We start from the raw sequence: 12,902 nt of genomic DNA, 5'->3' as shown, positions 1-12,902 counted from the left end.
TCACTTAAGGACCCCGACGATCGCCTCGATGGCCTTCTTCAGCTGGGCTGGGGCGAACGGCTTGGTGATGAAGTTGTTGACGCCGAGCGAGATGGCGCGCTGCAACAGCTCGCGGTCGCCCTTGCCGGTCAACAGGATGAACGGCGTCGTGCGGGTCGGGCCATAGGAGCGGATGGCCTTGAGCAGCTGCAGCCCGTCGAGCTTGGGCATGTTGAAGTCGGAGATGACCAGATGCGCGGGCTGGTCCATCATCATGCGCAGCGCCTGCTCGCCGTCCTTGGCGATGGCCAGCTTGCGGATGCCCATCTCCTGCAGCGCGTCGGTGATCAGCATGCGGCTGGTCGTGGTGTCGTCGACGACGAGGACCTTAAAGTGTTCGAGGAAGGCCATTTTTTACTCCATTGGAATTTGAGCGGGTGAGGGCAACGATATGGGCGGCGATCTTGTCCAGCGGCAGCTGGCGTTCGACCGCACCCGTCTCGAAGGCAGCCTTGGGCATGCCATAGACGAGGCTGGTGGCCTCGTCCTGCCCAAGCGTGCGGGCACCCGCCTGCCGCATTTGCAAAAGTCCTGCCGCGCCATCGCGGCCCATGCCGGTCAGGATGACGCCGACGGCCCTGGAGCCGACGGCCTTGGCGACCGAGGCAAACAGCACGTCGACGGAAGGGCGGTGGCCGTTGACCGGATCGGTGGGGCGCAGCCGGCAGCGCAGCTGGCCCGGCCCCGCGATCTCGAGATGGGTGGCGCCGCCGGGGGCGAGGTAGATCTGCCCGGTGGCCAGCGGCGCGCCGTCGACGGCCTCGCTGACCCGCGGCCGGCTCATCCGGTTGAGGCGCTCGGCGAAGCTCTTGGTGAAGGCGCCCGGCATGTGCTGGGTGATCACGGTCGGCGGACAGTTCTCGGGCAGCTGCGCCAGCACCTTGATCAGCGCCTCGACGCCGCCGGTCGACGAGCCGATCGCAAGGATGGAGCCATTGGCGACATAGTCGGCATTGGCCGCCGGCTGCTCGCGATGCCCGCTCGCCTGGTGCGCGGTGCCGGCGAGCGGCCGGATCTGGGCGCGGGCGGCGGCCTTCACCGTCGCCTGCAAGGCGGCGTAGGCCCCCTCGTCGGCGAACGAGGCCTTGGAGATGCAGTCGAAGGCGCCGATCTCGAGGGCTGTGATGGTGGCTGCGGCATCCCGGTTGGTCAGGCTCGACACCATGATCACAGGCATCGGCCTCAGCCGCATGATCTTTTCGAGGAAGTCGAGGCCGTTCATGTTGGGCATCTCGACGTCAAGGGTGATGACGTCGGGGTCGAGCACCTTGATCTTCTCGCGCGCCTCGAGCGGGTCGGCGGCATGGCCGACGACCTCGATGGCCGGATCAAGCCGCAGCACCGCCGACAGCAGCGAGCGCATGGTTGCCGAATCGTCGACGATCAGGACACGGACCTGCTTCATGACGCGGCCCCCGCGCGCAGCTTGTAGGTGGTGATGCCCTCGGGCTGGAAGCTCTCCGTCGCCGGCCCCGAGACCCGTTCGGAATGGCCGATATAGAGGTGGCCCTGCGACGTCAGCAGCGGCACGAAACGGCTCCAGATGCGCGCCTGGGTCGGCTCGTCGAAGTAGATGACGACGTTGCGGCAGAAGATCGCCTGGAAGCGGCCCTTCATCGGCCAGGCGCCGATCAGGTTGAGCTCGCGGAAGGCGACGATCTCGCGCAGCTCGTTGCCGGCGCCGAAGCTGGAGTTGTCGTCCGAACGCAGCGGCGTGAACCAGCGCCGCCTGAGTTCCGGCGGCACCGGGTGCAGGGCGGTGCCGGAATAGACGCCCTCGCGGCCGAAGGCGATCATGTTGGGATCGATGTCGGTGGCCAGCACCTTGATGTCGTAGTTGGCAGCGTCCGGCATCAGCGACAGGATGGTGAGTGCGATCGAATAGGGCTCAGCACCGTTGGAGCAGGCCGCCGACCAGATCCTGACGCGGCCGCCGCGGCGCGCCTCGTCGAGCAGCGGCGGCAGCACCTGCTTGGCCAGATGGTCGAAGTGATGCTGTTCGCGGAAGAAGTTGGTGACGTTGGTGGTCAGTGCGGCCAGCATCTTCTGGCGTTCGTCGAGCCCCTCGCGCGAGGCGATGAGGGCGCAGTAGTCGCGGAAGCTCTCGAGCCCGAGCGCGCGCAGGCGCTTGGACAGCCTGGAATAGACCAGTGCTGCCTTCGCCTCGGTCAGGTGGATGCCGGCATCGGCATGGATGATCGCCGCGATCTGGCGCAGATCATCGCCGGTGAGCACGAACTCGCCCGCCACCAGGCTCTGGCGCTGGCCTCGCCCCGCTCCGCTGTTCGGCAGCTCGCTCATGCTGCGATCGGCTCGAGCGTGGGCAGGACGGCGTCGAGCGCGATCAGGCTGATCATGCGGCCCTCGATGGCGAGAACGCCGCGCACGAAGGTCTTGGCGACGTCGGAGGCGACATCGGGGGTCGGCTGGATCGCGTCGTCGGTCACCGACAGGATGTCGGAGACCGCGTCGACCAGAAGCCCGACCACCTGGGGGCCGACCTGGGCCACCATGATGACATGGCGCACGGTCGGCTCCGGCGGGGTGAAGCCGAGGCGGGCGGCGAGATCGACGATCGGCAAGATGGCGCCGCGCAAATTGATGACGCCGCGCACGAAGGGCGGCGACTTCGGCAGCACGGTCGCCGGCGTCCAGCCGCGGATCTCGCGCACCGACATGATGTCGACGCAGAATTCCTGCTCGCCGACGCGGAACGCGATGAGCTCGCGGGTGGAGTTGTCGTGTCTCAAGGTCTCGGTCATGGTCTTACCCTGCTGCTGCAAGAACGGGTTCAAGATTGGTTGCATCTAATTGCGAGTTGGCGATCACCGCATCGACGTCGAGGATCAGGGCGACGCGGCCGTCGCCGAGGATCGTGGCGGCGGCGATGCCGGGCACGTGGCGGTAATTCGATTCCAGGCTCTTGATGACGATCTGGCGCTGGCCCAGGATCGTATCGACGAGCAGGGCCGAGCGCCGGCCGCCCTCGGTCTCCACCAGGATGGCGACGGCGGCCATCGGATCGGTCGGCTGGCCGCGGAAGCCGAGCTCGCGGCCGATGTCGATCAGCGGGGTAAACGCGTCGCGGATGGCGATGACGCGGGCGGAGCCGCCAAGGCCGTGCACGTCGGCCGCCTTGGGCTGCAGCGTCTCGATGATCGCCGTCAGCGGCACCACCAGCGTCTGCTCGGCAACCGTCACCACCATGCCGTCGAGCACCGCAAGCGTCAGCGGCAGGCTCATGGTGAAGGTCGAGCCCTTGCCCGGCCGCGAGGTGATCGACAGCCGGCCGCCCAGGCCCTGGATCGAGCGCTTGACGACGTCCATGCCGACGCCGCGGCCGGAGATGTTGGAGACTTCCGAGGCGGTGGAGAAGCCCGGCAGGAAGATCAGATTGTCGATCTCCTCGTCGGACAGTGCCGCATCCGCCGCAATCAGCCCCTTTTCGGCGGCGATCGCCTTGACGCGCGCCCGGTTGATGCCAGCACCATCGTCGGCGACCTCGATGACGATGCGGCCCGAACGGTGCATCGCCGACAGGCGCACCACGCCTTCGGCCGGCTTGCCGTTGGCCACGCGGACCTCCGGCTTTTCCAGCCCGTGGTCGATCGCATTGCGGATCATGTGGGTCAAAGGATCGGTCAGCCGGTCGATCACCGTCTTGTCGACCTCGGTGCCCTCGCCATCGGTGATCAGGCGCACCTGCTTGCCGGTCATGCCGGCGACTTCGCGCACCAGGCGCGGCATGCGCTGGAACACCGACTTCACCGCCTGGGCGCGGATCGCCATGACGCATTCCTGGATTTCGCGGGTCAGATGCTCGAGCTCGTCGAGGCCGATGGCCACCGCCGAGCCCGGCACATGGCCCGCCTCCTGCACGCGCTGCGACAGCATCGCCTGGTTGATGACCAGCTCGCCGACGAGATCGATCAGCCGGTCGACCCGCTCGAGGTCGGCGCGGATCGTCTGGGGGGCCGCACCTGCGCTCGCCGCCGCCTCGCCGCGCTGTGCCCCCGCCTTGGGCGACGCCGCCGCCGTGTCCGCCTGGATCTCGGCGTCCGCGGGGGAGGGGGGCGCGACCGCTTCGGGGGCGGCAAAGGCGGCCGCCTCGTCGTCGGCCTGGATCGCCCGGATCAGGGCAAGGACATCGTCGTCGGAAGCTGCTGCATCCTCGGCTTCGATCTCCAGGGCGCAATCCCATTCGACGAACTCGAAGACCTCGCGCACTGCGTCCTTGTCCTTGTCGGTCGTCAGCCTGATCGTCCAGGCGAGATGGGCGCCATCAGGATCGAGCTCGCCCAAAAGCGGCAGCTCGCTTGTATCGCAGCTGACCTCGACCTGGCCGAGGCGCTCGAGTTCGCGCAGCACCAGTGCTGTCTCGTTGCCCTTGGCATAGAGTTCGGCCCTGGGCTTGAAGGAGATGACAAAGACGCGCTGAGCCGGGCCGGCGTCCGCGTCCTCGAGAAAGTCGAACGAGACGGCGATCGGGGTGAACTCGAAGTCGCTCATGTCGTCTTCGGCGTCATCGGCTATTTCCGCCCCTTCGGGGTTCAGCGCGTTCAGCTCGTTGACCAGAACGTCGCTGCGCTCGCCATCGACGGCGATGCCGTCGCGGGCGGCCGCCACCAGATCGGCCAGAAGGTCGGCGGCGCGCAGCATGACCATCAGCACGTCGGCCGACGGCGCCAGCGTTCCGGTGCGCAGATGGTCGAGGGTGGTTTCAAAGACATGGGCGAAGCGCACCAGATCGTCGAGGCTGAAGGCGCCGGCGCCGCCCTTGATCGAATGCACCGCGCGGAACACCGCGTTGACGGTGTCGGGTTCGGCTTCCCCGCGTTCGATTGCGAGGAGGCCCGCTTCCAGTTCTGCGAGTTGCTCCTCGCATTCCTGGAAGAAAGTCTGCTTGACCGTTGCCATTGCGTCCACGGGTCTGTTCCCCTTAATCAGTTCACGCCGCCACGCGGCGGATCGCGTCGATCAGCTTGGTCGGGTCGAAGGGCTTGACGATCCAGCCCGTCGCTCCGGCCCGCCTGGCCCGGTCCTTCTTGACCGCATCGCTCTCGGTCGTCAGCACCAGGATCGGAATGCCGCGATAGGCGTCGTCGGCACGCACCTGCTCGATGAAGCCGAAGCCGTCCATCCGGGGCATGTTGATGTCGGTGACGATGACCTGCGGGGTCTCTTGCCTCAGCACTTCGAGCCCGTGCACCCCGTCCTCGGCCTGGACCACCCGGTAACCGGCCTGGCTCAGTGCCATCTTGAGCATCTCGCGCATGGTCCGTGAATCGTCGACGGTCAAAATGGTCGTGCTCATTGGGCCATCTCCTCCCTTGCGAGGTCGGCTTCGGCAATGCCCATCAGCCGCAAGCCCTCGACCAGGGCCGGCGTCAGGTTGGTAAAGGAGAGCGCGGCATCATCCGCGCTCCAGGTTTTTTGCGCCGACAGCAGAACCTGCAGGCATTGGCCGCCGATCCGCTCCACGCGCGAGGCATCGATGGTCAGCGCGGTTCCGCGCAAGGCGAGCAAGGCTTCGGCCAGGGGCGTCGCCGCCCTGAAGTCGAGAACCGCGGGCAGTTCGAATATCCGTTGCGATGGATCGGACTGGGGTGTCATGGCTGCCTCAGAACTCCTGCCAGTCGTCGGCGGCCGGTGCGGCGGCGCGCACGGCGGAAGTGCCGTAGCTCGACGCCGTGACCTTCAGCTCGGGCCGCGCTGCGCGGGCCGCAGGCTTGGCAGCCGCAGGCCTGGCACTTGCCGGGCGGCCGTGATCGACCGCGGCGAGCTTGCCGAGCCTGAAGGTGCTGATCTGGCGCGACAACTCGTCGGTCTCTTGCGACAGCGAATGGCTGGCGGCCGTCGATTCCTCGACCATGGCGGCGTTCTGCTGGGTCACCTGGTCCATCTGGTTGACCGCGGTGTTGACCTGGTCGAGGCCGGTCGACTGCTCTTGCGCACTGGCGGCGATGTTGGTGACGACAGCGTTGATCTCGGCCACCTGGGTGACGATGCGCTCCAGCGCCTTGCCGGTCTCGGCGACCAGCTTGACACCTTCGCCGACCTGGGTCGTCGAGGTCGAGATCAGGCTCTTGATCTCGCGCGCCGCTTCCGCCGAGCGCTGGGCCAGCGCCCTGACCTCGGAGGCGACCACGGCAAAGCCGCGTCCCGCATCGCCAGCCCGTGCCGCCTCGACGCCTGCGTTCAGCGCCAGAAGGTTGGTCTGGAAGGCGATCTCGTCGATCACCCCGATGATCCGGCTGATCTGGTCGGACGACTTTTCGATCGTGCCCATGGCGTCCATCGCCTTGCGCACCACGACACCGGAGTTTTCGGCGTCGCCCTTGGCCTCCGAGACGACCTCGCGGGCATGGATGGCGCCTTCCGCCGTCTTCTTCACCGTCGCCGTGATCTGGTCAAGCGCGGCCGCCGTCTCTTCCAGGCTCGCCGCCTGCTGCTCGGTGCGGCGCGACAGGTCGTCGGCCGCCGTCGAGATCTCGCCGGTGCCGGCATGGATCGCCCGCACGCTCGAGGTGATCGACAGCATCGTCTCCTGCAGCTTTTCCACCGCCGCGTTGAAGTCGGTGCGCAGCTTGGCCACCTTGTCGGGGAAGGCGATGTCGATGCGGTACATCAGGTCGCCCTGCGACAGCTTGTCGAGGCCCTCGGCGAGGGCGGCGATGACGAGCTGGTCCTGGCGGTCTTCTTCGGCCTTGCGCGCGGCCTGGGCGGCGCGCTCGTCCTCGATGTGCTGGCGCGTCGCCTCGGCCTCGGCCTCGAGCCGGATCTTCTCGATCGCCGCGTCCTTGAAGGTCTGCACCGCCGACGCCATCTGGCCGACCTCGTCCCTGCGCCCGACCGCCGGGATCGCCACGTTGTGGTCGCCCGCCGCGAGATCGCGCATCGCCTGCGTCATCCGGTTCACCGGCTTGGCAATCTGGTTCGAAAGCCACCACGCGATCAGCATCAGAATGGCGATCGTCAAGCCCGCGCTGCCAAGCTGCAGGTATTGGGCCGTGGCAACGGCTTCGTTCTTGCGCGCGGCAATCTCCTGCTCCCAAGTGGAGATCTCGCTCTGCATGTCGGCGACCGCCTTGCGGACGGTGGCCTGCACCTCCGAGGCGTGATCCCCGGCCGCAAGGTCGCGCGCCCTGTCGTAGGTCTCGGGCCTGCTGCCAAGCTCCACGGCCGGGTCGCTGATCTGGTCGCGGAAGGCGTTGGCCGCCGTCTCGAATTCATCGATCGCGGCGAGCACGTCCTTGTCGTCGACCGGCAGGCTCCTTGCCTCGCCGATAGTCTTGTCGACGTGCTGGGAGGTCTCGCGATAGCGCTTGGCGGTGTTTTCGCGTGGGTTCAAAATGTAGGTGCGGGCGATATTGGAGCGGTCGAGATGGAGCGCCTCCGCCTTGCCGAGGGTGGTGAGCAGGCGGCTCGCGGTCTCCAACTCCACGCTGGCGGCTTCCATCGTGTTGAGCGCCCGCGTCAACAGCAGGGCAACGACGACGCTGACCACCATGATTGCCGAGAAGCTCAGTACCAGTTTGCGCACGATGCTCAGATTGGCGAGCGAGAAACCCCCTCCCTGCGGCGGCGCGCCGGAAGCGGATCTGGATGCTGCGTTGAATGTAGAACTCATGGGGCGTTTCCTTGCCGTAGAGATAACGAGACCTGGTTGCTTTCCTGCAGATCGTCGACGCCGGCAAAGCCCGGCCGGCGGTGCAAAGCCCTCCAGCTTCGCAACGCTTGGATACGTGCAGGTCGTGAACTGTTGACGTCCGCCAGCGGCCTGGCGGGTGGGTTGTTTGAAAATGAGATTCTAAAAGGAGGTTTTTTGAATGTGGTTCTTAGAAGCTTCTCATGCGGTGCCTGTACTTTTTCATTCCACGAGAGCGCCGGTGGGAGAACAGCTCCACATCGCTTCCTTGAATGAGCAATCTCGATGACTCCACGTAGTCACCAGACATTACCCAATTGTAAATAACGGCAATGATCTCAATGGATTGAGTCCTCTCGCCCTGGGGTTTTTCACCGTTGGCGACGGCGCTGAAAAGGCGCGATGAGGCGGCGTTTCCTGCTTGGCTTCCGCTGAGTCATGTTCCGCCAAAGTCATTCCGTCCGGCTGGAAGACAATATAACCGGCGATTCATGCTGAGCAGTAGTTGCCGCTTGAACCGCACTGGCAGGAGCGACAGTCAACTTGCGCACCTTGCTGCGATTGCCGAGCGGTTGCTGGTCGATGACCGCGACATCGGTCAGTGCGATACCGATCCCGATCTTGTCGATCGCAGCGGTGACCTTGGGTAGCTGGCAGATGCCGATCACCGACAAGCCGAGAAAAATTTGCGGTCGGCTCTGCACAATTTTTTGGCCTGTCCCCATCCGGGTGGTTAACTGATCGTGTCTTCCTGCTTGCTTTCGCAGTCCCTGCCGCTGCCCTGGCCGCCGGCCGGTGGGCAGTTTTCCCCTGTGCATTCCTGGGCCTGCGCGTGAACTGTCGAAATGAGGCCGGTCCCGGGCGCAGCCGCGAGGCAGATGATCGAAGATGCGAGAAGGAGCAGGCGCATGTCACTCTCCTTGAAGGGGCGGGGTCTTGGGGCGAGAATAGCGCAACCTGCATTGGCGTAAAGCGCAGCGTTTCATCGTACGGTTGAGAATGAGCGGGGCGTGGCAAGTTTTGTGCTAGAGTACGGCTCGAACTCACCAGCATTTTCATTGCCGCGACGCCGATTTCCGTTTATGGCCAAGCCCATGCTGCACCTGCCCGAGAAACTGCTCGCCGGTTACCGCAACTTCATGACCGGTCGCTACGCGACCGAGACCGAGCATTACCGATCCCTGGCGCGCGAGGGCCAGACCCCTGAGACGATGGTCATCGCGTGCTGCGATTCGCGTGCAGCACCGGAGACGATCTTCGACTCGGGGCCGGGCGAATTGTTCGTCGTGCGCAACGTCGCCAATTTGGTGCCGCCCTATTCGCCCGATGGCGAATTCCACTCGACGTCGGCGGCCCTCGAATTTGCCGTGCAGGCGCTCAAGGTCAAGAACATCGTCGTCATGGGTCATGGCCGCTGCGGCGGCATCCGTTCGGCGCTCGACCCCAATTCGGCCCCGCTTTCGCCGGGCGATTTCATCGGCAAGTGGATGAGCCTGGTTGGCCCGGCCGCCGAGGCGGTATCTGGCAACACGATGATGACCCAGTCCGAGCGTCAGACCGCGCTCGAGCGCATCTCGATCCGCTATTCGATCAACAATCTGCGCACGTTCCCTTGCGTGAAGATCCTCGAGCAGAAGGGGCGGCTGTCGCTCTACGGCGCGTGGTTCGACATTTCCACCGGCGAATTGTGGGCGATGGACCCAAGCACCGGCGATTTCGAGCGTCCGGCCGTCGCCTGATCAATCCGCCGCAAGCGGGCCAAGTGCTGCGCGCAGTGGATCGAGGGCCTCGCCGTAAAGCTTCCAGCGCTTGACCGACGAAGCGTAGATCGGCTGGCGCACCTGCCAGCGGCTCGGCGTCTTCACCGTGCGTTCGGTCTCGTGGAAGCGCAGGCAGGCGTCGTCCCACTGCAGGCCGAGGAAGGCGATCAGCCCGCGGGCGCGGGCATCGAGATTCGCGACCGTTTCCTCATAGGGCATGTCATGCATCCTGAGCGGGATGACGTTCGCCCAATGCTGCATCAGCCGCTCGTATTGCCGATAGTAGAGCCCAAGCTTCGTCAGGTCGGCATTGTAGCCATGGGATTCCGAAAAGTTGTGCGTGAAGCATGAGACGCAATTGTCCATGGCGTCGCGGCTGCAATGCACGATGCGCGCATTGGGCAGGATCAGGCTGATGAATGCCAGCAACTCGTAATTGTGCGGCATCTTGTCGATCACCCGCATGGCCTTGCCATCGCGTTGACGGAGATAGGCGAGGAACTTCCCACCAAGCTCCTTCGCCTTTGCGGGCTTGAGCGAGCGCATGGCCTTGACGAAGGCCGTCGGGTCGAGCTTGTCGAAGTCCAGTTCGCCGGCCAGCGCCCGGATCATCGACAATTCGCCGGCACCATAGACGTCAGGATGGCTGGCACAGATCTGTTCGGTCAGCGTCGTGCCCGAGCGCGGCATGCCAACGATGAAGACCGGCCGCTCCGACTGATCTCCGAGCCCTCGGCGTTCGGCGAAGAAATCGGCATCGAAGTGCTCGACGAAGCTGTCGTAGAGTTCCGTGTGGCGAACGATGTCGAAGTCGTTGCCTGAAATAGCCTTGGCCTTGGTAAAGTGGCGGATGGCGGCGGGATACTCGCCCTGGTCGTTCAGGATCTTGCCGGCGGCGTGGTGCAGGACCACGCGCTCCCCGTTGCTCGTGTAGGGCAGGTCGAGCCGCGCGTGCACGAGCACCAGCGTCGGGTCGCCCTTCGGCGCCTTGCGCGCCTGGGCAAGGCCGGCCAGCGCCTCGACGCTGCCCTTGTCGATCGCCAGTGCCTGCTCGAAACAGCCGACCGCCTCCGCGGGCCGGCCGATCTCGATCAGTACATCGCCCATGCCGTTCAGCGCGGCCAGCGAGCGTGGATCGACGTCGAGGGCCCGGCGATAGAACCCTTCGGCGATGTCGCCCTTGAGCTCCGCGCGGTAGGAGCGGCCGAGATTGCACAGCGCCTCGACCAGGCGGCCGTCCAGTTCCACGGCCTTCCTCAGGTGCTTGCGCGCCTTCTCGATATCGCCGGACACGTTGTAGGCGTTGCCGAGGTTGTTGCGGAAGATGGCGTTGCCGGGGTCGAGCTTGACCGCCTTTTCCATGTATTCGATGGCGGTTGCACTTTGCTTGGCCTCGATCGCCAGCGTGCCCATCAGGTTCAGCGCCATGGCGTTCTTTGGCTGCTGGCGCAGCACGGTCTGGTAGCAGAATTCCGCCTCGGGGAAGCGGCTTTGCCGCTGCAGGTCGATGCCGCGCTGCAGGGTCTTTTCGACAGGCTCGCCGGACGCAGCAGACGGCGTTGGCGCGGGAGCCTGCGCGGGAACGGCGAAGGGCTGCTTGCGCGGCATCAGCGGCATGGACGAAAACTCCCCTCGGCCTCATCTAAATGCAAACGGCCCGGAGCGAAAAGCACCGGGCCGGAAAATTGTCAGCAATGACGCGATCAGAACTTGGCAGTGATGCCGAGTTGCAGGTTGTGGGAGTAGAGATTGCCGCCGGTGTAGGGGTCGCCGCCAAAATTATCGTTGAAATCGATATCGGAAACTGCCTTGAAGCGGTAGCCGAAGTCGAGGTCGATATTCTGGGCGACTGCGTAAGTCACGCCAGCGCCCAACTGCCCGGCAAAGCCCCATTCGCCCTTGCCATATCCAAACGGCCTTCCGTCAAATTGTGTGTCCGCGGTGACGTAAGCGGCGCCTATGCCGCCGCCCGCATAGACCGTGGCTTGTCCAAAATGAGCGAGGTCTGCCCAGACGTTGGCAAGAAGGTAGGTAGCCGACAGGTCGCCGGAGGCCGGGTCTGGTGCATATACGTATCCGCCCCAAGAATAGGTCGCCGAACCCGCCTTGTAGCGAGCGTAAGACAACTCGCCTTCGACCCTGAAGGTATCGTTGATGCGACGGCCGACGGTCGCCCCAATTACAAATCCGGTATCGAGGTCCAAGTCGAATTGACCATCAAAATAGTCCGTCTTCACGTCTTGCGGGAAGCTGGCGCCGCCGAACAGCGAGACGTACCAGAGATTCTGCGCAGGCATGACCTCGGCGGCCTGAACGTCAGCTGCGTATGCGGATGATGCGAGTGTCGAGAAAATCAGCGCCGAAGCGCCGGCCAGTAGATGCGACTTCATATTGCCCCCTCTTGAAATTTCAACCTGGAGCTTCAAGCGGGACTCGCGGGTCTTGTCAATCTATTGGTGTAAGTATCTGGAAATCAACTGTTTGTGTGCCCAATGTGCAACACAAGCAATCCCGCGCAAAATCGTAGACGCGCCTAGGCAGATTGCTTGGCGTTCAACGAATAGCGGCCCGGAGTGGAAAGCTCCGGGCCGAGATTTTACTAGACAGCCTTATGATCAGAATTTGGCAGTGATGCCGAGTTGCAGGTTGTGCGTATACAGATCGCCGCCGGTATAGGGCTCGTCGTAGGCGGCGTTAATATCCTCAAAAGCGATACCTGACACCGCCTTGAAGCGGTAGCCGAAGTCAAGATCGATATTCTGCGCCACCGCATAGGTTACGCCAGCGCCCAACTGGCCTGCAACGCCCCATTCGCCCTTGCCGTAGCCCCAACCAATGCCATTAAAGTCTGTGTCGGCCGTGACATAGGCTGCACCGAGACCGCCGCCCGCGTAGATGGTGGCCTGTCCGAAACGAGCAACGTCCGCCCAGACGTTGGCCAGCAGGTAAGTGGCGGACAAGTGGCCGGATGCAGAATACGTGTCTCCTTTCCAGTCGGTGTACGAGTTCGCCTTGTAGCGCGCATAGGACAGCTCGCCTTCCACGCGGAACGCGTCGTTGATTCGCCGGCCGATGGCGCCGCCGATGACAAAGCCAGTATTGAGATCGAGCGAGTAGTCCAAGCTGTATGCGGCACCGTTTACGACGGTCTTCACGTCGTGCGCCAAGCTAGCACCGCCGAACAGCGAGACGTACCAGAGATTGTCGGTCGGCGGGACTTCAGAGGCAGCCACGTCGGCTGCGTGGGCTGCGGTTGAGAGCATCAGGGTCGAGACCCCGGCCATCAAAAGTACTTTCATAATTTCCTCACGTTATTGCGGGGCGGAGCGTAGAGCAATGTGGCGACATATTGTCAAATCACCTGCGGCAGTTCTCCTGCGCTGGGATGCTCGCCGAGCGCACTGCGCTTTCGCCTTCCGCTTGTCAGTATTCCGTGAGGGTTGCGACGCGTTCTG

The 12,902-nt window shown here is 64.4% G+C and carries 13 protein-coding genes; 1 reads left to right on the top strand and 12 read right to left on the bottom strand.

Annotated features, from left to right (window positions below; genetic code table 11):
• The 9 genes from ABSY17_RS20580 to ABSY17_RS20540 form a co-directional block, all read right to left on the bottom strand.
• On the bottom strand, positions 1–390 hold the full coding sequence (locus tag ABSY17_RS20580; RefSeq protein WP_378944792.1) for a response regulator: 390 nt from the start codon (positions 388–390) through the stop codon (positions 1–3).
• Positions 368–1,444 (bottom strand): chemotaxis response regulator protein-glutamate methylesterase, encoded by a 1,077-nt coding sequence (locus ABSY17_RS20575; protein ID WP_378944789.1) that lies wholly within the window; start codon positions 1,442–1,444, stop codon positions 368–370. Before ABSY17_RS20575 ends, ABSY17_RS20580 begins: the two co-directional genes overlap by 23 nt.
• On the bottom strand, positions 1,441–2,340 hold the full coding sequence (locus tag ABSY17_RS20570; RefSeq protein WP_378944786.1) for a protein-glutamate O-methyltransferase: 900 nt from the start codon (positions 2,338–2,340) through the stop codon (positions 1,441–1,443). The genes ABSY17_RS20575 and ABSY17_RS20570 overlap by 4 nt, the downstream gene beginning before the upstream one ends.
• Positions 2,337–2,801, bottom strand: coding sequence for a chemotaxis protein CheW (locus ABSY17_RS20565; RefSeq protein ID WP_378944784.1), 465 nt, complete (start codon positions 2,799–2,801; stop codon positions 2,337–2,339). The genes ABSY17_RS20570 and ABSY17_RS20565 overlap by 4 nt, the downstream gene beginning before the upstream one ends.
• Before the next feature lie 4 nt (positions 2,802–2,805).
• A complete protein-coding gene (locus ABSY17_RS20560) occupies positions 2,806–4,956 on the bottom strand; it encodes a chemotaxis protein CheA (RefSeq protein WP_378952917.1) in 2,151 nt (716 codons plus the stop codon).
• 31 nt (positions 4,957–4,987) lie between these two features.
• A complete protein-coding gene (locus ABSY17_RS20555; RefSeq protein WP_378944781.1) occupies positions 4,988–5,353 on the bottom strand; it encodes a response regulator in 366 nt (121 codons plus the stop codon).
• On the bottom strand, positions 5,350–5,652 hold the full coding sequence (locus ABSY17_RS20550; RefSeq protein WP_378944778.1) for an STAS domain-containing protein: 303 nt from the start codon (positions 5,650–5,652) through the stop codon (positions 5,350–5,352). Before ABSY17_RS20550 ends, ABSY17_RS20555 begins: the two co-directional genes overlap by 4 nt.
• Before the next feature lie 7 nt (positions 5,653–5,659).
• Positions 5,660–7,669 (bottom strand): methyl-accepting chemotaxis protein, encoded by a 2,010-nt coding sequence (locus tag ABSY17_RS20545; RefSeq protein ID WP_378944775.1) that lies wholly within the window; start codon positions 7,667–7,669, stop codon positions 5,660–5,662.
• A gap of 470 nt (positions 7,670–8,139) precedes the next feature.
• Positions 8,140–8,505 (bottom strand): hypothetical protein, encoded by a 366-nt coding sequence (locus tag ABSY17_RS20540; RefSeq protein WP_378944772.1) that lies wholly within the window; start codon positions 8,503–8,505, stop codon positions 8,140–8,142.
• 276 nt (positions 8,506–8,781) lie between these two features.
• Here ABSY17_RS20540 and ABSY17_RS20535 point away from each other — a divergent pair, with 276 nt between their 5' ends.
• Positions 8,782–9,426 (top strand): carbonic anhydrase, encoded by a 645-nt coding sequence (locus ABSY17_RS20535; protein ID WP_378952914.1) that lies wholly within the window; start codon positions 8,782–8,784, stop codon positions 9,424–9,426.
• Here the strand turns inward: ABSY17_RS20535 and ABSY17_RS20530 are convergent, their stop codons facing one another.
• From ABSY17_RS20530 to ABSY17_RS20520, 3 genes are all read right to left on the bottom strand, one after another.
• Positions 9,427–11,064: a tetratricopeptide repeat-containing sulfotransferase family protein gene (locus ABSY17_RS20530; protein ID WP_378944769.1), complete on the bottom strand. Its 1,638-nt coding sequence runs from the start codon at positions 11,062–11,064 to the stop codon at positions 9,427–9,429.
• Between the two features lie 86 nt (positions 11,065–11,150).
• Positions 11,151–11,873, bottom strand: a complete 723-nt coding sequence (locus ABSY17_RS20525; RefSeq protein WP_378944766.1) for an outer membrane protein — start codon at positions 11,871–11,873, stop codon at positions 11,151–11,153.
• 189 nt (positions 11,874–12,062) lie between these two features.
• Complete coding sequence (locus ABSY17_RS20520) at positions 12,063–12,746, bottom strand: outer membrane protein (RefSeq protein ID WP_378944763.1); 684 nt, start codon at positions 12,744–12,746, stop codon at positions 12,063–12,065.
• Between the last annotated feature and the right edge of the window lie 156 nt (positions 12,747–12,902).

Origin of the sequence: Mesorhizobium sp. ANAO-SY3R2, assembly GCF_042466635.1 — a bacterium.
Classification (GTDB): Bacteria; Pseudomonadota; Alphaproteobacteria; order Rhizobiales; family Rhizobiaceae; genus Aminobacter.
This window is presented reverse-complemented; position numbering and strand designations above follow the sequence as displayed.

Excerpts from the sequence above, each read along its gene's own strand:
- ABSY17_RS20550 (WP_378944778.1), bottom strand. The coding sequence starts at position 5,652 with ATGACACCCCAGTCCGATCCATCGCAACGGATATTCGAACTGCCCGCG.
- ABSY17_RS20535 (WP_378952914.1), top strand. The coding sequence starts at position 8,782 with ATGCTGCACCTGCCCGAGAAACTGCTCGCCGGTTACCGCAACTTCATG.
- ABSY17_RS20580 (WP_378944792.1), bottom strand. The coding sequence starts at position 390 with ATGGCCTTCCTCGAACACTTTAAGGTCCTCGTCGTCGACGACACCACG.
- ABSY17_RS20555 (WP_378944781.1), bottom strand. The coding sequence starts at position 5,353 with ATGAGCACGACCATTTTGACCGTCGACGATTCACGGACCATGCGCGAG.
- ABSY17_RS20520 (WP_378944763.1), bottom strand. The coding sequence starts at position 12,746 with ATGAAAGTACTTTTGATGGCCGGGGTCTCGACCCTGATGCTCTCAACC.
- ABSY17_RS20575 (WP_378944789.1), bottom strand. The coding sequence starts at position 1,444 with ATGAAGCAGGTCCGTGTCCTGATCGTCGACGATTCGGCAACCATGCGC.
- ABSY17_RS20540 (WP_378944772.1), bottom strand. The coding sequence starts at position 8,505 with ATGCACAGGGGAAAACTGCCCACCGGCCGGCGGCCAGGGCAGCGGCAG.
- ABSY17_RS20570 (WP_378944786.1), bottom strand. The coding sequence starts at position 2,340 with ATGAGCGAGCTGCCGAACAGCGGAGCGGGGCGAGGCCAGCGCCAGAGC.
- ABSY17_RS20545 (WP_378944775.1), bottom strand. The coding sequence starts at position 7,669 with ATGAGTTCTACATTCAACGCAGCATCCAGATCCGCTTCCGGCGCGCCG.
- ABSY17_RS20530 (WP_378944769.1), bottom strand. The coding sequence starts at position 11,064 with ATGCCGCTGATGCCGCGCAAGCAGCCCTTCGCCGTTCCCGCGCAGGCT.
- ABSY17_RS20565 (WP_378944784.1), bottom strand. The coding sequence starts at position 2,801 with ATGACCGAGACCTTGAGACACGACAACTCCACCCGCGAGCTCATCGCG.
- ABSY17_RS20560 (WP_378952917.1), bottom strand. The coding sequence starts at position 4,956 with ATGGCAACGGTCAAGCAGACTTTCTTCCAGGAATGCGAGGAGCAACTC.